Raw genomic sequence first — 19,627 nt, 5'->3', positions numbered from 1 at the left:
ATGGAAGTAAAACTGAAAATTTCCGGAATGACCTGTGCAGTTTGTGTAAAAACAATTGAAAAATCTGTCTCGAAGATGGATGGCGTTGAAAGTATAACTGTAAATTTGCTGGATGAGAGTGCAGTTATCAATTTTGATGAAAAAATCGTTAGTATCGAAGATATCGGGATAAAAATTGAAAGTTTAGGCTATGAAGTCCTTGGAATTGCAGAAGAAGTTGAAGAATTACCGGATAAAGACGTGGAACTCAAGGAAAAACTCAAAAAAATAATTGTGGGGGCAATTTTTTCAATTGCACTGTTCTCAATGATGTACCTAGAAATTCCATATAAACCATATTTAGCATTTTTAGTGTCACTTCCACCGTTGATATACATTGCGCTCCCTATTTTTAAAGTAGGATTTAATTCGCTTAAAGTTAAGTCCCTAAACATGGACGTAATGTACTCCCTTGGAATGGGGGTTGCATATGTCTCAGCACTGCTTGTAACTTTCGGACTTCTTCCAATGAATTTCATGTTTTATGATACAACAATCATGCTTGCAACGCTTTTAACCCTTGGAAGATATTTAGAAGAGCGTGCAAAAGGTAGAACCTCCGAAGCGATTAAAAAATTAATGGGTTTACAGGTAAAAACTGCAAAAGTTATTAGAAATGATGAAGAACTTGAAATTCCAATTGAAGACGTTATTGTTGGGGATATTATATTTATTCGCCCCGGGGAAAAGATTGCAGTTGATGGGACTGTTTTTGATGGAGATTCGTATGTTGATGAATCAATGATTACCGGTGAACCGATCCCAAACCCCAAGAAAAAAGGAGATTCTGTAATTGGGGGAACGATAAATAAAAATGGAATTTTAAAAATAACCGCTGAAAAGATTGGAAAAGATACAGTATTGTCTCAAATAATTCAGCTTGTTAAAAATGCCCAGATTTCAAAATCCGGTATTCAAAATCTAGCCGATAAAGCAGTTTCTTACTTTATTCCCCTCGTATTTACAATTGCAATTGTTTCATCATTATACTGGTTTTTTAACGGCGGAATATTACTTGCAGTAACTACTTTTATTTCTGTAATGGTAATTGCATGCCCTTGTGCTCTTGGACTTGCCACACCTACCGCAATAACGGTTGGTGTTGGAAGGGGGGCCGAACTTGGTATTTTGATTAAAGATAGTAAAGTATTTGATGTTGCAGGAAACCTCAAATGTATGATTTTTGATAAAACTGGAACCATCACAAAAGGAGAACCTGAAGTTGATGAAATAATTACGGATTACACTAAAGAAGAACTCTTAGTAATTGCAGGGTCCTTCGAAAAAAATTCTGAGCATCCTTTGGCAATTGCAATTGTTAAAAAAGCTGATGAATTAAATATTTCACTTCAAGAACCTGAAAAATTTGAATCAATTACGGGAATGGGCGTTATTGGGGTATTAAAAGATCAGAGGGTTTTCATAGGGAACAGGCGCCTTATGGAAGAAAATAATCTTTCGATAAATGAGGATTATAACAAAAAAATATCGCGATTAGAGGAAAATGCAAAAACCGTGATAATTGTTGCCCTTGAGAATAAAATAATTGGGATAATTGCAATATCTGATAAAATAAAAGAAAATGCGAAAATTACGATTCAAAATTTGCGTGAAATGGGCATTGAATCCTACATGATTACGGGAGACAATGAAAAAACTGCAAAAGTTATTGGAAAAGAAGTTGGTATTTTAGAAGATCACGTATTTTCAAATGTTTTGCCTGAAAAAAAGGCTGAAATTGTCAAATCAATTCAGGAAACCGCAGGAGGTTACGTTGAATTTATTGGTGATGGTATAAATGATGCCCCTGCCCTTTCTACTGCAGATGTTGGAATTGCAGTTGGAAGTGGAACTGATATCGCAATTGAAACCGGTGAAGTCGTTTTAATGAATGACGATTTGAAATATGTTACAGGATTTGTAAAATTGAGTAAACGAGTACTAAAACAGATCAAATTAAATCTGTTCTGGGCTTTTGCATACAACTCGATTTTAATCCCTGTTGCTGCTGGTGCTCTTTATTCATATAATATCAGGTTTGAACCCGAACTTGCAGCTTTTGCGATGACTTTGAGTTCCATAACAATTATTGGATTGTCCTTACTTTTGAAAAGGTACGATCCTTGGAAATAATATCTTAAAATATTTGTTTCAAGTTCAAAATAGTCGCAATTTTGCATTTTAAAATCAGAACCAATACAAAAAGATAAATTATATAGAAATATATTAACTAATATGGATTTAAATTCTTATCAACATATTATCGTAAATATTTTTTAATGAATAGGTGTTTTTATGAAAATCCTTGGAATATCTGGAAGCCCGAGAAAGGAAGGAACTCATTTTGCTGTAAATTACGCACTTGATTATTTAAAAGATAAAGGATTCGAAACTAGATACATCTCAGTTTTTCAAAAGAAAATTGAATTTTGCATACATTGTGATTACTGTTTGAGAACGAAAAAAGGCTGTGTTCATAAAGATGGCATGCAAGAAATCTATGATGGATTAAAATGGGCTGATGCAGTAATTTTGGGAAGTCCTTGTTATAACGGAACAGTTTCCGGGCAGTTAAAAACAATTATGGATAGATGTAGGGCAATATTTGCAGAAGATATAGATGTTTTAAGGAATAAACATGGAATTGGGCTTTCTGTTGGCGGTGACAGAAACGGTGGCCAAGAAGTTGTATTAAAAACCATTCATGACTTTTACATACTAAACGGAGTAATTCCAATAAGTGGCGGTTCTTTTGGTTCTAATTTGGGCGCTACGTTTTGGTCCCAGGATCAGGGCAGAAAAGGGGTTGAAGAAGATTCTGAAGGAATAAGAACTCTTAAAAGAACCCTTAAAAAATTTCAAAATTGTTTAATTGAAAAGGGTGAATAAAAATGGTTAAAGTAGCTTGGGGCATTACTGGTTGTGGCGATAAAATCGAAGAAATCGTTGAAATGATTATTGAATTAAAAAAAGAACATGAAGAGTTAGATGTAGATATATACTACTCAAAAAGTGCAGAAATGGTACTTAACTGGTATAAATTAATGGGTAAATTAAAAGATACTTTTTATAATATTCGAAAAGAAGTAAATTCAAACGCTCCATTCTTACCCGGAATGTTGCAAACTGGAAAATACGATTTATTTTTGGTTGCGCCAGTAACTGCAAACAGTGTTGCAAAAATAGCACATGGGGTTGCTGACACTTTGATTACGAATTCAGTTGCACAAGGAACAAAAGCAATGGTTCCAACATATATCTACCCTCCAGATAACAAAAAAGAAGAGATAGAAACAATTCTCCCCGGGGGTAAAACACTAAAGCTATATATTAGAGATACAGATGTAGAAAATGTTAATGTACTTAAGAAAATGCAGAGCATTACTGTACTGGAAAACGTGGATGAGATTAGAGAGGCATTGCTAAAACATATTAAAGGTGATTAAATGCTACAAATCGAAGACTTGTCAGTTAAGGTGGGTGAAAAGGAAATTTTAAAAGATATTCACCTTTATATCGACAAAGGAGAAACTCATGTTTTATTCGGACCTAATGGGGCGGGAAAATCCACATTACTCAATACGATCCTTGGAAACCCAAAATACGAAGTTGTAAGAGGAAACATTTACTTTAAGGGAAAAGAAATAACGGATATGCCAATGCATGAACGAGCATTGCTTGGAATCGGTATTTCTTATCAATCACCGCCTGCAATTTCAGGAGTAAGGCTTGAAACAATGATAAATGCCATTTCGAATAGAAGTGATGAAGAAATGGAAGAAATGGCTGAAAAATTAAATATCCGGCATTTCTACTCGAGAGACCTAAACGTTGGTTTTTCAGGTGGCGAAGTTAAGAGATCTGAATTATTACAGATTTTCGCACAAAACCCTGATCTTGTAATGTTTGATGAACCGGATAGTGGTGTTGACGTTGAAAATGTAGAGATCCTTGGTGGAATTATCAATCATTTACTCGATAAAAATAAAAAACCAAGTGAAAGAAATAAATCAGGACTTATCATAACCCACCTCGGGTATATCCTTAATTTCATGGAAGTTGATAAAGCTCACGTACTCTTAGACGGAGTAATTGCATGTTCAGGAACACCTGATGAAATTTTAAATGAAATTATCAAAAACGGATACCAGAGGTGTGTTTCATGCTGTCAGAAAAAAAGTTGCAACAAGTAAAAGAAATGGCTCAGAAATACAAGGACGTTTCTGCAAAATTCGGAGAAGATATTGATTTAAGCATGTACCCCACACCAAAAGAAAACCTTTTGAAAGTAGATTCATTGAAAGAGTTAAGTGATGATCACAAAAAAGCTCTTGCAAATGTGGGTGTAGATATTGAAGAGAAAAACACCATCGGATCCTACGTTCAGGTAAATAGTGATGCAGTATACTCCAAAATGTATTCAGATATTATAATTATGCCTATCACCGAAGCTCTTGAAAAATTCGAACTTGACGACTACTACTGGAGTGCTGTAAAAATGAGTGATAAGTACGGAGCCAGAGTTGCAAACGAACTTACCGAAGGATACTTTATCAGAGCTCCAAAAGGCGTTAAAAAAACAATTCCTCTTCAAACTTGCCTTTTAATCGGCAGTGAAGAAGTATCTCAAAACGTCCACAACATTATCATTGTTGAAGATGGAGCCGAATTAAATTTAATTACTGGTTGTACTACATCCCCGCACGTAAAATCTGGACTTCACTTAGGAGTTTCTGAAATATATATTGGAAAGAATGCAAAACTTACATTTACAATGATTCACAACTGGGGGGAAAACGTACACGTAAGACCCAGAACTGCAGTAAAAATGGATGATGATTCGATATTCATTAACAATTACGTTACAATGATGCCAGTAAAATCCATTCAAAGCTATCCTACTGCATACTGTGAAGGAAAAAATGCTAAAGCAACATTCCAAACGATTGTGTATGGAAAAGGTGACTCAAAACTGGATATGGGCTCAAGAGTCATCCTTTCGGGTGAAAATTCAGCTGCAGACATGATTTCAAGGGTTATCGTTGTAGATGATGCAGAAGTTATATCCCGGGGCCATCTTGTAGGTGCAGAATCGCACGTTAAAGGACACCTTGAGTGCAGGGGCCTAATTTTATCAAATGAGGGACATATTTTAGCAGTTCCAGAACTTGAAGCTGAAAAAACTGACCTAGAACTATCGCACGAAGCGGCAGTTGGGAAAATTGCAGAAGATCAGATTATGTATTTGATGTCAAGGGGCTTAAGCGAAGATGAAGCAGCTTCATTGATTATTAAAGGATTCTTAAGCGTGGACATTTCGGGACTTCCACCAGAACTTGCAAAATCCGTTAAAGAAATGATGGATATGACCCTTGAAAATGCAATGTAAATGCATTCTTCTTTTTTAAATATTTCTTAACTTTTTTAAAATTTACAAAATAACAGTTTATTTATATAATAACTTTTTTTATATATGACCAGCTTAAATATAAATAAAGAATTTAAAATATTCAAACGATTCGGGATAGTATGGAAAAAAATGATATTTTTGTTGTAATTCCGGCATATAATGAAGAAAAAATGATTAAAAATACATTAATCAACCTAAAAAGCCACGGTTATGAAAATATCATTGTAGTTGACGATGGAAGTAGGGACAAAACTGAAAAACTCGCAATCTCAGAAGATGTAATCGTTTGTAAACATATTATTAATAGAGGACTTGGTGGAGCACTTAAAACCGGCTTAAAATGTGCAATAAAATACAATCCAAAAGCAATAGTAACCTTTGATGCAGACGGACAGCACGATCCAAACGATATAATTAAAGTTTCAGAACCAATAATTGAAGATAATTTTGATGTTGTTGTTGGAAGCAGACTTATTGATGAAAATGAACTAAAAAATATGCCATTTATTAAAAAAATAGGAAATTGGGGTTTAAATTTTATAACCTATCTTATGGGCGGACAAATGGTTACCGATAGCCAAGGGGGGCTAAGGGCTTTTTCATATAATGCTGCGGAAATAGTTTCAAAACAGCTTAAAAGCAATAGATACGAGGTATCATCAGAATTTATAGTCCTTTTCAAAAAAAATAATCTCAAATTTAAAGAAGTACCCATAAAAACGATTTATACAGAATATTCGATGGCAAGAGGAACGAATGTCATTACTGGCTTTAAAATCCTATTTAAATTATTGATTCAAAAATTGATTTAACGGCGATAAACATGTTCAAAATTAGAAACATAATCACGATTTCGGATTATGTAACAGTTATAAACATTATTTTCGGGATGCTTGCAATACTTCTCCACGATTTTCGTTTTGTTTATATTTCAATTGTGTTTGATGCACTTGATGGAATTGTTGCGAGAAAAACAAACACGGTTTCTGATTTTGGTGCAGAACTAGATAGTATTTGCGATGTTGTAAGTTTTGGTGTCGCTCCAGCATATTTAATTTATTATTACTTTGATTCAACCGCCGTAATTTTTGCATCAATTGTATTTTTAATAGGGGGCGCTTTAAGGCTTGCAAGATTTGGAATCCTTGATGTAAAACATTTTATTGGACTTCCAATTCCTGCTGCTGCATTGTTTTTATGTGTGTTAAGCCAGGTGTTTTTAAAATACAATTTTGGATCCGAATACATAGTTTCAATTATTGCAATTATTGCAGGCATTCTTATGATATCAGACATTACCTATCCAAAATATCCGAAAAAGCCACTTTTAGCAATATTTGGGATATCGATAATACTTTCAATGTTTGGTTTTATTGAACCGCTCGCATTGTGTGCTTTATTATATGTTCTTTATGGAATATTCAAAATAAGATTTTAAAAATTTAATTAATTTAAAATAAAATATACTTTTTTTGAAAAATTGATAAAAAATAGGAAATATCTAAAATAAGATTTTTAATTTTCCAAAAATCTTTTTAAATATAAAAAGAATAGTTAATTAGGTTATTCTAAAAATTTAGATACGAATGGAGACGTTTTTCCTTTTCTAAGGAAGTGTCCTGATGGCCCATCACCTAAAAATTCTGAAAACCATGATTCATGCTGAATTTCTTCATTCAATATTGCCAAAGCAAGATCATACGTTCTGTGATCTTTTCCTGCAGTCATGTTGCAAATTTTTGTATACTGCTTAACTGCACATTGTTCTGCCTGCAATAAAACTTTCATTAGCTTATTGATATCTGTAATGTCATCTGGCAAATATGCAGGTGGACAACCAGATATATCGTGGAAATCTTTCATATCTTTTGGAAGCGATCCACCCAATTCGTAGATTCTTGGAACTAGTGCTTCAAAATGATTTCTATCTTCAATTCTAGCTGTTTCTGCAATTTCTTTAAGGCCTTCCCCCTCTAATCCAATTAAATTAATTCTCAATATAGTATAGTAGTAAAATGTGGTTAATTCGGCAGCAGCATTCTTAACCAGAAGTTCAACCAGTTCATCTACATTAATGCCTGAATTTTCTACCATTTCACGAGATACTTGTGCCATACTATTCACCCCCATATAATATTCATTTTTTAGAAATTAATATATTTTACCATGTAAAAAAGAATATGGGGACAATTAAATGTTAAAATTAAATTTTAAAGGTTTTAAACGAGTTTTATGTTTTATCCCAAAGCCACATCTAATATCATCATTACTATAAAACCAAAAATTGCTGCTATTGTTGCACTATCTATGTTTCCTTCCCTTTGACATTCTGGAATTATATCTTCAATTACTACAAACATCATGGCACCTGCTGCAAAACTTAGTGCATATGGGAGTATTGGGGTAAAAATAGTAATTAAAAAAGCCCCTAAAACACCTGCAATAGGTTCCACAATTGCAGAAAGTTGTCCATAAAAAAAACTTTTATTTTTCGATAGCCCTTCCCCCCTTAAAGGAAAACTAACTGCAATTCCTTCTGGAAAATTTTGGATCCCTATACCCAGTGCAAGAACAATTGCCGCCATTAAAGAATCAATAGACATGTTTAAAGCAAGTGCACCAAATGCAATTCCCACAGCAAGCCCTTCTGGAATATTATGAATTGTTACAGCCAGTAAAAGAAGTCGATTTTTATGCCACGTTGTTTTTGGACCTTCTGCTTCTTTTAAGGGCTGGCCCCTATGAAGATGCGGAACTATTTTATCAACCCCTGCAAGGAAAAATGCGCCAATTAAAAAACCAAAACTTGCAGGAAACCATGTTAAATTACCCATACTATTTGAAAGTTCAATTGCTGGGGCAAGTAACGACCAAAAACTTGCGGCAATCATAATTCCTGCGGCAAACCCTAGTGAAATATCAAGCAGTTTTCGATTAACAGTTTTTGTAAGATATACTAAAGATGCCCCAAGTGCGGTCACTAACCAGGTAAATATGGTTGCTAGTAACGCAAGAACCACGGGATTGTATGAAGTTAAAAGCACCATATATTTCCCTCAATGATTTAAACTTAAAAAAATAGGTTTTTGAGTATTCCCCTATTAAAAAATATTATTTTTGGAGTATATAAATCTCCCAAGTATTTTAAAAATGTAATACATTTTTGATCAAATTTGAAACTAAAATTTATTTTTAAAAACATGTCAAAATCTATATATCGGGCAAATTTCAAATTTTATTTGTACATTTTTAAACATTTTAGAGGGGTATGATGGTTGTAATTGGAGAAAAATTTCCAGAAGTTGAAGTTATAACGACCCATGGAAAATTAAAATTGCCTGAACATTATATAGAAGCTGGAAAATGGTTTGTTTTATTTAGTCATCCAGGAGACTTCACGCCAGTTTGCACTACAGAGTTTGTTGCATTTCAAAAAAGATACGACCAATTCAGATCATTAAATACTGAATTAATCGGATTGAGTATTGATCAGGTCTTTAGCCATATAAAATGGGTAGAGTGGATAAAAGAAAAACTCGACGTTGACATAGAATTTCCAATAATTGCTGATGATAGGGGAGAGTTAGCAGTAAAACTTGGAATGATAAGCCCATATAAGGGAAATAATACTGTCAGGGCAGTATTTGTAGTCGATGCTACAGGAACAATTCGTGCAATAATATACTACCCACAAGAAGTTGGTAGAAATATGGATGAAGTTGTAAGACTTGTAAAAGCACTTCAAACTGCAGACAAAGGCTATGCAACACCTGCGAACTGGCCAGAAAATGATTTCTTAAATGAAAAAGTAATAGTTCCGCCTGCAAATAATATGGATGCTCGAAAAAATAGATTGGAAGCCTGTAAAAGTGGAGAACTTGAAGGATACGACTGGTGGTTCTGTTATACTGATTTAAAAGAATAATTCCCTTTTTATTTTTTAACTAAAATTTAATCATATAATTTAAATATGTAATTTTATATTATTTTTATAGAATTAGTATGAATAGATATATATATATTCGTTTTAATCTATTTTTAAAAAATATTTTCAAAACTGGTGATTTCTTTGAATAGTGAAAAATATCAAAATTCATTTCCGCTTCCGGATGAAAGCCCTGAAAAAATCGATAAAATAATGAGTGAAACTTATTTTGGAGCTCAGAAATTCTATTTATTGAAAACTGCACTCGAATTAAAAATATTTGATTATTTGTCTGACTCAAAAACATCTGAAGAATTATCATCAATTTTAGATCTAGATCCTGTTTTAACCGAATTGATGTTAAAATCACTCTATGAACTTGGAATTATTTCAATAGCTTCAAAAAATGGCGAAACTCATTATATCAACACAACTGGAAGCGATAATTACCTAAAAACGGACTCCATACACTCAAAAAGCCCCTCTATTTCCGCCTCATTTAACAGCATGGATAGATGGACAAAATTATCCGAAATAATGAACGGCTCTAAAAGCGAAATCACGGAAACCGTATTTTTCCCAGAAATTATTAAAAGAATGGCAAATGACACCAAATGCTGGGAACTTCAAAAAACTGTTGAATATGTAGCTAAATTTTCTGAATTTAAATCCGCAAAAAAACTTCTCGATATTGCGGGAGGCCATGGGCTCTATGGGATAAGCCTTGGAATGTTAAATGAAAATTTAGATGCATTTGTTTTTGATTTGCCAGAGGTTACACTTGAAACCAAAAAATTCATAGAAAAATACGATGCGAAAAACGTTGATACAATTCCGGGAAATTTCTTTACAGATGAATTTGGCGAAAATTACGACGTAATTTTTAGCTCATACAATCCGGGCGGAAAAAATCCAAAAGTTGCTGAAAAAGTACATCGAGCTTTGAATGTAGGTGGAATATTCGTTACAAAACAGGCTTTTCCAAAATTATCTGCACAAAGCACGTCAGATAACTTAAATAACATGGAATGGAACTTTAACAGTTTTGAAAATACAGGAAAAGGACTTGTAAGGTATACTTTTGATACTGACCTTACTTTTGAAGAATATGTTTCATATCTTGAAGGGCTGGGGTTTGAAATACTTGATACAAAACCGGTTTACGAATTAATTGAATTTAGCGAAGAAATGTTTCCAAACAATATCATTGTTGCGAAAAAAATTAAATAATTCTTTTTTATTTTTTAATACTATTTTTTAATTTTAAACAATATCTCATATTATATCGAAAATTTTATGTATTAATTATTACATGTAATTTAAAAGTATGATAAATATCATATTTTTAGAACATTGATAATATCGGGTGAAATTTTGAAAAAATTAGGAGTTTTATCAGCCTTGATTTCGTTGATGATTGCACTCAGCTTTTCAGGCTGTGTTGATAACACTGCTGAATCTTCAGTTGAAGTTGCTAAAACAGTTGAAATTGTAGACATGGTTGGAAGAACTGTTGAAGTTCCTGCAGACATTCAAAGAATTGTATGTTCCGGACCAGGATGTCTTAGACTCGTAACATACCTTCAAGCACAGGACAAAGTTGTTGGTGTCGAATCTATCGAACAAGATAATAGCACTGGAAGGCCATATCACCTTGCAAATGTTGAATTTTTCCAATCACTACCCATGACCGGAGCTGGTGGTGGAAAAGAAATTGGTGTTGGACCTTACCCTGAACAGGTTATAAGTGCAGCTCCAGAAGTTATTTTTATTACATACATGGATGCGGATAGGGCTGACGACCTTCAAGAACAGTACGGAATTCCTGTTGTAATTTTAAATTATGGTGACGTTAATTCATTCCATGACGAAAATCTCGTTTCTTGTTTGAACTTACTTGGAACTCTCCTCCAAAAAGAAGAAAGAGCTCAGGAAGTAATCGATTTCTTTGCAGATGCTGAAAACGACCTTTTAACAAGAACGGAAAATATTGCAGATGAAGATAAACCTTCAGTATACATTGGAGGACTCTGTAACAAAGGTGCTCACGGAATTGACAGTACATCAAGTAACTACGCTCCTTTCGCTGCATTAAATGCAGATAACATTGCTAGTTCCTTAGGAGTAGAAAAATCAGTATTCATCAGTAAAGAACAGCTTTTAGAATGGAATCCAGATATTATATTCATTGATACCGGAAGCTATGAACTCATAAAAGAAGACTACGATAAAAATGCAGAATACTATGAATCCCCTGGTGCATTTAAAAATGGAAACGTGTACACGCAGTTCCCATACAACTACTACACTACAAATTACGGCACTGCATTAGCTGATGCCTACTATATCGGAAAAGTAGTATACCCTGAACAGTTTTCTGATATCAATATGGAAGAAAAAGCTGATGAAATATATGAATTCTTAGTTGGCGAAGCTGTTTACGATAAAATGGCTGAAGGCTACTGTGGTTTTGAAAATCTTGACTTTTCTAACCAATAATTTCTTTTTTTCTTTTTTAAACAGAATTTTATTATTTTTTTAGTAATATTTTAATCGAAAAATATATGTAACAACAATACCACATTTTTAGAAAGATATTAATTCAGGTGGTATATTGAGTAAAAAAATAATATCTGTTATATTGGCACTTATGATGTCGCTTGTTGTCGCATTTTCCGGATGTATTGGAAGTAGCGAATCAAGCGCATCTGAAGTTTCTGACACTATTGAAATTGTAGATCTGCTTGGAAGAACTGTTGAAGTTCCTGCAGATGTTCAAAAAATTGTATGTTCTGGACCAGGCTGTTTAAGATTGATTTGTTACCTCGATGCAACGGAGTATTTGGTTGGTATTGAAGGATTTGAAAATACAAATCTTATTGGAAGACCATACAGGCTTGCACATGATGAATTCTCAGAACTTACAGTAATTGGAAACGGGGGCCCACAAGACATTAACGTTGGACCCGACCCTGAAAAAGTACTAAATGTAATGCCAGATGTTATATTCATAACATACATGGACGCAGATAAAGCTGACGAACTTCAAGAAAAAACAGGGGTTCCTGTTGTAGTATTAAGTTACGGTGCACTTGGAAACTTCAAAAATGATGCAATATTTGATTCATTAACCCTTTCCGGAGAAATCCTCGGAAAAGAAGAAAGAGCTCAAGATGTAATTTCATTTATGACTGGAATTCAAGACGATTTAGATAAAAGAACTGCTGACATACCTGATGAAGAAAAACCAACTATTTACGTTGGAGCAATAGGTAACAAAGGTGTTCATGGAATCGACAGTACTGAAGGTGCATATCCTCCATTTGAAGCATTGAACACTGAAAACGTTGCAAAAGTTGCATCCACTGAACACTTATTCCTAAGCAAAGAACAAATACTTGAATGGGACCCAGAATTCATCTTTATCGATGAGGGTGGACTCTCACTCGTATATGAAGACTACGAAAAAAGTCCAGAATATTATGAATCCCTTGATGCATTTGAAACTGGAAATGTTTACGGCATTTTACCATTTAATTACTATACAACAAACTTAGATACTGCAATGGCAGATTCATACTACATTGGATCTATCCTTTATCCTGAAGCATTTTCAGATGTAGATCCCGCAGCAAAAGCTGATGAAATATACGAATTCTTAGATGGGGAAGGAGTATACTCTGAAATGGCTGAAATGTTTGGCGGATTTGAAAAGTTAAACTTTTCGAACCAATAATTTCTTTTTTTCTTTTTTTAAAAATCATTTGATCTATTTTGATGTTATTAAGTTAAATTTTTACCATATTATCCCAAAAAAATAGAAAATTATATGTATTAATAATACTTATCTTTAAAAAATATTACATAACTCAGGTGGTATTTTGTATAAAAAAATAGGTACGTTAATTATTGCTTCCTTGATGATTCTAACAATCGCAATCTGCGGTTGTACTGAATCCACAGGTGGTACTACAGTAACTAATGAAGAAATAACTACAATTACAGTTGTTGATGCTGCTGGAAGAACCGTTGAGGTTCCACAAAATCCAGAAAAGATAATTGCACTAAGTTGTGCGTTAAGAGAAGTCGTTTACCTTCAATCACAAGATAAAGTTGTAGGTATCGAATTTAGGGAAGCTGCAAAAAAAACTGATGGAACTTTCCCTTCAGGTTTAGAACTCCCATATCTTGCTGCATATCCAGAATTAATGAATTTAACTGTTGTTAACGCAGGTAACACAGTTAACGTTGAAGAAATTGCAAAACTTCAACCTGATGTGATATTTGTTGGAACTTCGGGTGCAGGTAGTGCAGAAGATATTCAGGCGAAAACAGGAATTCCTGTTGTCATTGTATACGTTGCTACAGTTGGAACTGAAGCTCAGAACGAAAAGTACTATGAAACTTTAGAGTTAATGGGTAAAGTTTTAGGAAAAGAAGATAGAGCTGAAGAATTAATCTCAATATTCGAAGAATATGAAACTGATCTTGCGAACAGAGTAGCAGACATATCCAATGAAGAAAAACCTACTGTTTACGTTGCAGGCAGACCTTACATGGGAGTTCATGGTCTTGATGGAACTGACCCACACTGGCCTGCATTTGAACTCTTGAATGCCAATAACGTAGCTTCAGAAGTATCAGACGTCAGTGAAGGAATTTCAGTAAATAAAGAACAGGTTCTTGAATGGGATCCAGAATACATCTTTGTAAGTGAATCTTCAATGAATTTAATAAATGAAGATTTAAACGATCCTGCATATCGGGGATTGAGCGCAGTTCAAAATGGAAACGTCTACGGAGTTTTACCATACTGCTGGTATTCATTTAATAAAGAAACAGGAATTGCAAACGCTTATTTCGTTGGTAAAACCATATATCCTGAACAGTTTTCCGATATAAATGTCGAAGAAAAAGCTGATGAAATATACGAAAAATTCCTTGGAAAACCAGTTTATTCAATAATGGAAAGCCAGTTTCCAGGATATACCGAACTAACCAATAACTAATCCCATTTACTATTTTTTTTTGAAAAATTTATTTTTTGATAATATTAAATAGCTATTTATATGTTAGAATAATACTTATTTGATAAGTTTATTACCAAAACAGGGATAATGTGGAAAGTTCTGTTAATGACTACAAAAAATATACTTTAAAAAAACTGATATTTGGTTTTTTACTGATTATAGCTTTAATCGTAATAGCAGTTTATGCACTATGCACTGGAGATTTCCATTTATCAATCAATCAAATCATAAATGCATTGCTTGGTTCAGGAGATGCTGCTTCAAACCTCGTTATATGGAACATTAGACTTCCAAGAATATTTGCTGCAGTACTCTGCGGAATCGGACTATCGGTTTCAGGTGCAGTAATGCAATGTGTTTTGAGAAACCCGCTTGCATCCCCATTTACCATGGGTATTTCTCACGGAGCTATGTTTGGTGCATGCGTTGCAATAATTACCCTTGGAATTGGTGGTGCTGAAAGTACCGGCCATATCGCAATAAACAATCCATATTCAATAACCGTATTTGCATTCTTTGGTTCATTGCTTGGCGTTTGTGCAGTATTACTACTTGCAAGATTAAAGGGATTAAGTCCCGAAGCAATGATTCTTGCAGGGGTTGCAATATCTTCACTATTTACTGCTGCAACCACACTTATACAGTACTTTGCAGATGATATGCAGTTAGCTGCAATGGTTTATTGGTCATTTGGTGACCTTGGAAGACCACTCTGGCCAGAAGTAAAAATTATGGCGTTTGTAGCCGCTGTTTCACTTATTTACTTCATACATAAAAGATGGGACTATAACGCTCTTGAAAGCGGTGAGGAAACTGCAAAATCCCTTGGTGTTAACACAGATAAAATAAGATTATCCGGAATGCTTGTTGCATCCCTCGTAACTTCCGTTTGCGTTGCATTTTTGGGAATTATTGGATTTGTTGGATTAATATGTCCCCACATTGTAAGAATAACTGTCGGTGGAGATTACAGATACTTAATTCCATTGTGCAGTATATTCGGTGCAGTATTGGTACTTTTAGCAGATACAATTGCAAGAACAATAATTTCTCCAATAATTCTCCCAGTAGGAATATTAACATCATTTTTAGGGGCTCCGATGTTCCTTTACTTACTAATGAAGATGTATAAATGATTAGTCTTGGTGAAAACATGATTGTTTCAGTAGATGGAGTTGAATTCAAATACAAAAGTACTGAAATACTAAAAGACGTTAAATTCGAAGTAAAAAAAGGAGAAGTCGTTTCAATCCTCGGAATAAACGGGGCTGGAAAGTCAACCCTTATAAAATGCATAAATAAGATTTTACCACCTAAAAAAGGAACCATAACTATTGAAAACTTAGACGTAAATAAAATGGATAGGCTTGACTTGGCAAAAAAAGTAGGTTACGTTCCACAGAGGTCTAATGGAAACTACATGACTGTATTTGATGCATTGCTTTTGGGAAGAAAACCCCATATTAAATGGGAAATCTCACAAAAAGACATTGAAATTACAGAAAACGTGCTTAAACTTCTCGACCTTGATAAATATGCACTTAGAAACACGAATGAACTTAGCGGCGGGGAACTTCAAAAGGTAATTATTGGAAGGGTGCTCGTTCAAGAGCCAAAATTAATACTCCTTGATGAACCTACAAACAATCTTGACCTGAAAAACCAGCTTGAAGTTATGAGAATACTAAAAGATGTATCAGTTTCAGAAAATATTACTTCAATAATTGTAATGCACGATATAAACCTTGCATTGAGGTATTCAGATAAATTCTTGATGTTAAAAGATGGAAAAATCTTTGCTGAAGGCGGAAAAGAAATAATCAATACACAAAACATTGTGGAAGTATACGGTGTAAACACCCAAATACATGACTTAAACGGTCAGTTAACTGTAGTTCCCGGAGAAGGTTATTAATTAAATATATTTTCTCATTAAAATTCCATCTGAACATTCATCATCTTCAAAAAATTCTTTTAATATACCTATTTTTTTAAAACCATTTTTTTCATAAAGTTTAATTGCAGCATTCCATTTTGCCGAAACCGTTAGAATCATGCTTGAAATTTTATACTTTTTTGTAATTCTTTCAATTAATTCATTAAATAGTAGATTCCCGTATCCTTTTTTCCGGTGTTTTTTTAAAACCCCTATCGATGAGATATAAAGTTCTGATCCATTGATATTGTGGACTTTTTTAATATCGTGATTCAAATTGAACATTTTTTCGTCGATGTTTTCAAAATATTCCCAAATTTCAGAAGAAATGTATCCTAAAACTTCCGAATCAACTTCCAAAACTAAAAAACCATCCGAAAATGTATTTATTCGATTTAAAAAAGCGTCTCTACTTTCAGAAATGCCTTCGACAAATGAATCATTTTCTATGTTCATTATTTCATTGATATCATTTTTTCTAACGTTTCTGATAACTACTTTTTCCAAAAAAACACCCTAAATCAGATTATTTTAAAACAAAACGCAGTTTTTATATAGTACTGTAATCAAGTATCTACTATATATAGAAGAGATAACCCCTGAATAAAAATTGGTGAGATTTTTGGAAAGTATCCAAAGTACTATCAAATCATTCATTAATAACAGTAATAAAATTGCAATACTAGGTATTGGAAATTATTTAAAAAGTGACGATGGATTCGGCGTTTATGTCGTTGAATCATTAGTTAAAAACTATTCTAAAACTTATGAGACTTTATACTTAGAAAAAGAAGTAAATTCCGTAAATGATAAATTAGTCCTGATGAATTGTGGAGTAGTTCCTGAAAATTTCACAGATGTAATCAAAAAAGAAAATCCGGACAAAATTATGATGATTGATGCTGCATTAATGCATCAAGAACCAGGAACTTTAAGAATTGTAGAAAGTGATGAAATTTCGGAAACCGGATTTTCAACTCACTCACTCCCATTATCAATTATAATCAAGTACATTAATATTCATATTGATACAGAAATATTAATTATAGGAATCGAACCAACGGATCTTGAGTTTGGTGAACCATTATCTGGACTAATAAAAGAAAAAGCAGATGAATTTTCAAAATTATTAATTGAAGAGATTGATTCTGTTTTATTATAAAACAAGGTGAATTATGTTTTCAGTACAATTCAACACGACTGATGAATTACCAGAACCTTCCCCTAACTTAATTAATCAGGTTATCGGACAGGACGAAGCGGTCAAGATAGTATTGAGTGCTGTAAAAAATAAAAGACATGCATTATTACTTGGGGACCCTGGTGTCGGTAAATCAATGATGGTAAAAGCTTTTGGTCAGCTTTTAGAACATTCAAGCGAGTTTAAACCGTACTCCTTAATCGCACGACCCAATATGAAAAACTCGGAAAAACCGATAGTTGACTTAATCGAAGGACGAATGATTGAGGAAACGATCCAGACACAAAATCCAAAATTAATGAGACAGCCTCCAAGCATATTTACACTATTACTTGGAATCATTGTTTCCTCACTTGTATTGAGCTACATATTAAATGGATTGTCTGATCCGTCATCCAAATTCGCAGTAATTGCTGCCATTTCTGTAATTGGCTCCCTTTTAGTATTTTTAATACTATTCCTAAATATATTTGGAGCTACAAAAGCATCCATGCCAAATACAGTAAGTCCTGCTGACGTAAAACCAGTGGTACTTTACGAATGCAAAAAAAGGCCACTTGTTAGGGCAAGTGCATACAACACGACAAAATTACTCGGGGACATTAAACACTGTCCACTAGGGGGAAAACCTCCAATTGGAACACCACCACACAAACGAGTAATTTTAGGGGCAATCCATGAAGCACACAAGGGTATCCTTTATGTGGATGAAATTAAAACAATGCCTGTTGATGTTCAGGATTACATTTTAACTGCACTTCAAGATAAACAGCTTGCAATCAGCGGTAGAAATCCAAATTCAAGCGGTGCTTCAGTTGAAACCAACCCAATACCTTGTGACTTAACATTGATAATGTCTGGAAACATGGACGATGCAAGTAATTTAAGAGCACCATTACTTGACAGGATTGACTACAAAGTTGTCTTAAAAAATAAAATGGACAACAATCAGGAAAACAGGGATAAATTACTACAATTTATTGTACAGGAACTTAAAAACAATAATTTAAGACCGATGACCTATGAAGCATGTTGTGAAATTGTTAAAATGGCTCAGTTGCTTTCAGGATCAAAAAACAAACTTACTTTAAGATTAAGACAGGTTTCAAATATTATCAAAATGGCGAACGATATTGCAACAGGTAAAGAACTCGCTGAAAGCATTGAAGAAATGTCTGAAGAAACTGGGCCTGAATTAACTGTAAAACCTGTTGAAAAACCTGGTGAAAAGAAAAAAACTAAAAAAATTATGAAAGTTGTTGGAAAATTCAAACCTAAAAAAAGTGAAGATACATCCCATAAAAAAATTGTTTCGAAAGCTCCAGTTATTGAAAAAGAAGATGAAACAGTGATTTCTCTTGAACATATCAATGAAATTGTAAATACTGGCATATACAGTATGACAAAACAGGTTGCAATTGATTATCTGAAAAATTTCAAGAGATATAAAAATATCGTTTCAAATGATGTTCCAAAAACTGGAGTAATCCATGGACTCGCAGTTTTAGGTGCAGACGGGCTTGGAGATGTTACAAAAATTATTACAAAAATTGTAAAATCAAAACACCCTAGAACAAATCTGCTAAATATTAGTGGAGATATTGCAAAACACAGTATCACGTTAGCATCTGCACTATCTAAAAAGCTTGTTTCTGATGGAACCTTGAGCATTGCAAAAGCTAAAGGCGGCCTTTCAAAAGAAGACCTTGATTTAGCAGAACATGAAATCTACATTCAGTTTAGCCAGTCCTACTCAAAAATTGATGGTGACTCTGCAACAGCTGCGGCATGTTTAAGCATTATTTCATCACTCCTGAATATCCCCTTAAAACAGGACTTCTGTATAACTGGAAGCCTTGATTTAAATGGAGACATTCTTGCAATTGGCGGAGTTAACGAAAAAATAAATGCTGCTAAAGAATACGGATTTAAAAGAGTAATTATTCCTCAATCCAACCTTGAAGACGTTATCGATCCAGAAGGAATCGATGTAATTGCAGTTACACGCCTCGAAGAATTAATTCCATTAGTATTCGAATTAGATAACTTATAATTGATTATAATTAATTTTCCCCTTTTTTCCGGT

The 19,627-nt window shown here is 33.7% G+C and carries 19 protein-coding genes; 16 read left to right on the top strand and 3 right to left on the bottom strand.

Annotated elements, in window-relative coordinates:
• From MMARC5_RS02145 to pssA, 7 genes are all read left to right on the top strand, one after another.
• Complete coding sequence (locus MMARC5_RS02145; RefSeq protein ID WP_011868192.1) at positions 1–2,172, top strand: heavy metal translocating P-type ATPase; 2,172 nt, start codon at positions 1–3, stop codon at positions 2,170–2,172.
• Between the two features lie 162 nt (positions 2,173–2,334).
• Positions 2,335–2,928, top strand: a complete 594-nt coding sequence (locus MMARC5_RS02140) for a flavodoxin family protein (RefSeq protein ID WP_011868191.1) — start codon at positions 2,335–2,337, stop codon at positions 2,926–2,928.
• A gap of 2 nt (positions 2,929–2,930) precedes the next feature.
• Positions 2,931–3,485, top strand: coding sequence for an archaeoflavoprotein AfpA (gene afpA / locus MMARC5_RS02135; RefSeq protein ID WP_011868190.1), 555 nt, complete (start codon positions 2,931–2,933; stop codon positions 3,483–3,485).
• Positions 3,486–4,232 (top strand): ABC transporter ATP-binding protein, encoded by a 747-nt coding sequence (locus MMARC5_RS02130; protein ID WP_011868189.1) that lies wholly within the window; start codon positions 3,486–3,488, stop codon positions 4,230–4,232. It begins immediately after the preceding gene.
• A complete protein-coding gene (locus MMARC5_RS02125) occupies positions 4,202–5,428 on the top strand; it encodes a SufB/SufD family protein (protein WP_048058440.1) in 1,227 nt (408 codons plus the stop codon). Before MMARC5_RS02130 ends, MMARC5_RS02125 begins: the two co-directional genes overlap by 31 nt.
• A gap of 140 nt (positions 5,429–5,568) precedes the next feature.
• The gene (locus MMARC5_RS02120) at positions 5,569–6,261 is read left to right on the top strand and encodes a glycosyltransferase family 2 protein (protein WP_011868187.1); all 693 of its coding nucleotides are present in this window, start codon (positions 5,569–5,571) and stop codon (positions 6,259–6,261) included.
• Between the two features lie 11 nt (positions 6,262–6,272).
• Positions 6,273–6,887, top strand: a complete 615-nt coding sequence (gene pssA, locus MMARC5_RS02115; protein ID WP_011868186.1) for a CDP-diacylglycerol--serine O-phosphatidyltransferase — start codon at positions 6,273–6,275, stop codon at positions 6,885–6,887.
• A gap of 125 nt (positions 6,888–7,012) precedes the next feature.
• On the opposite strand, the gene dps is transcribed toward pssA, so the two are convergent.
• Positions 7,013–7,564 carry a DNA protection during starvation protein gene (gene dps / locus MMARC5_RS02110; protein WP_011868185.1) on the bottom strand — a complete coding sequence of 184 codons (552 nt, stop codon included), beginning with the start codon at positions 7,562–7,564 and terminating at the stop codon, positions 7,013–7,015.
• Positions 7,565–7,686: 122 nt separating this feature from the next.
• Positions 7,687–8,496 carry a ZIP family metal transporter gene (locus tag MMARC5_RS02105; RefSeq protein WP_011868184.1) on the bottom strand — a complete coding sequence of 270 codons (810 nt, stop codon included), beginning with the start codon at positions 8,494–8,496 and terminating at the stop codon, positions 7,687–7,689.
• A gap of 224 nt (positions 8,497–8,720) precedes the next feature.
• Between MMARC5_RS02105 and MMARC5_RS02100 the strand changes: the two genes are divergently transcribed.
• The 7 genes from MMARC5_RS02100 to MMARC5_RS02070 all read left to right on the top strand — a co-directional run bounded on the left by MMARC5_RS02100 (position 8,721) and on the right by MMARC5_RS02070 (position 16,319).
• On the top strand, positions 8,721–9,374 hold the full coding sequence (locus tag MMARC5_RS02100) for a peroxiredoxin (RefSeq protein WP_011868183.1): 654 nt from the start codon (positions 8,721–8,723) through the stop codon (positions 9,372–9,374).
• 144 nt (positions 9,375–9,518) lie between these two features.
• Positions 9,519–10,604 carry a class I SAM-dependent methyltransferase gene (locus MMARC5_RS02095; RefSeq protein WP_011868182.1) on the top strand — a complete coding sequence of 362 codons (1,086 nt, stop codon included), beginning with the start codon at positions 9,519–9,521 and terminating at the stop codon, positions 10,602–10,604.
• Between the two features lie 144 nt (positions 10,605–10,748).
• Positions 10,749–11,873, top strand: a complete 1,125-nt coding sequence (locus MMARC5_RS02090; RefSeq protein ID WP_011868181.1) for an iron ABC transporter substrate-binding protein — start codon at positions 10,749–10,751, stop codon at positions 11,871–11,873.
• Positions 11,874–11,988: 115 nt separating this feature from the next.
• The gene (locus MMARC5_RS02085; RefSeq protein WP_011868180.1) at positions 11,989–13,110 is read left to right on the top strand and encodes an iron ABC transporter substrate-binding protein; all 1,122 of its coding nucleotides are present in this window, start codon (positions 11,989–11,991) and stop codon (positions 13,108–13,110) included.
• A 145-nt stretch (positions 13,111–13,255) separates the two neighbouring features.
• On the top strand, positions 13,256–14,383 hold the full coding sequence (locus MMARC5_RS02080; RefSeq protein WP_011868179.1) for an iron ABC transporter substrate-binding protein: 1,128 nt from the start codon (positions 13,256–13,258) through the stop codon (positions 14,381–14,383).
• 110 nt (positions 14,384–14,493) lie between these two features.
• On the top strand, positions 14,494–15,540 hold the full coding sequence (locus MMARC5_RS02075) for a FecCD family ABC transporter permease (protein ID WP_011868178.1): 1,047 nt from the start codon (positions 14,494–14,496) through the stop codon (positions 15,538–15,540).
• Positions 15,541–15,557: 17 nt separating this feature from the next.
• Positions 15,558–16,319 carry an ABC transporter ATP-binding protein gene (locus MMARC5_RS02070; protein WP_048058439.1) on the top strand — a complete coding sequence of 254 codons (762 nt, stop codon included), beginning with the start codon at positions 15,558–15,560 and terminating at the stop codon, positions 16,317–16,319.
• On the opposite strand, the gene MMARC5_RS02065 is transcribed toward MMARC5_RS02070, so the two are convergent.
• Positions 16,320–16,847, bottom strand: coding sequence for a GNAT family N-acetyltransferase (locus tag MMARC5_RS02065; protein ID WP_011868176.1), 528 nt, complete (start codon positions 16,845–16,847; stop codon positions 16,320–16,322).
• Positions 16,848–16,962: 115 nt separating this feature from the next.
• Here MMARC5_RS02065 and hycI point away from each other — a divergent pair, with 115 nt between their 5' ends.
• Together hycI and lonB are read left to right on the top strand one after the other, a co-directional pair.
• The gene (hycI, locus tag MMARC5_RS02060; RefSeq protein WP_011868175.1) at positions 16,963–17,502 is read left to right on the top strand and encodes a hydrogenase maturation peptidase HycI; all 540 of its coding nucleotides are present in this window, start codon (positions 16,963–16,965) and stop codon (positions 17,500–17,502) included.
• Between the two features lie 13 nt (positions 17,503–17,515).
• Positions 17,516–19,594: an ATP-dependent protease LonB gene (gene lonB, locus MMARC5_RS02055; RefSeq protein WP_011868174.1), complete on the top strand. Its 2,079-nt coding sequence runs from the start codon at positions 17,516–17,518 to the stop codon at positions 19,592–19,594.
• The last annotated feature ends 33 nt before the right edge of the window (positions 19,595–19,627 follow it).

Origin of the sequence: Methanococcus maripaludis C5, from assembly GCF_000016125.1 — an archaeon.
Classification (GTDB): Archaea; AGJL01; Methanococci; order Methanococcales; family Methanococcaceae; genus Methanococcus; species Methanococcus maripaludis_D.
This window is presented reverse-complemented; position numbering and strand designations above follow the sequence as displayed.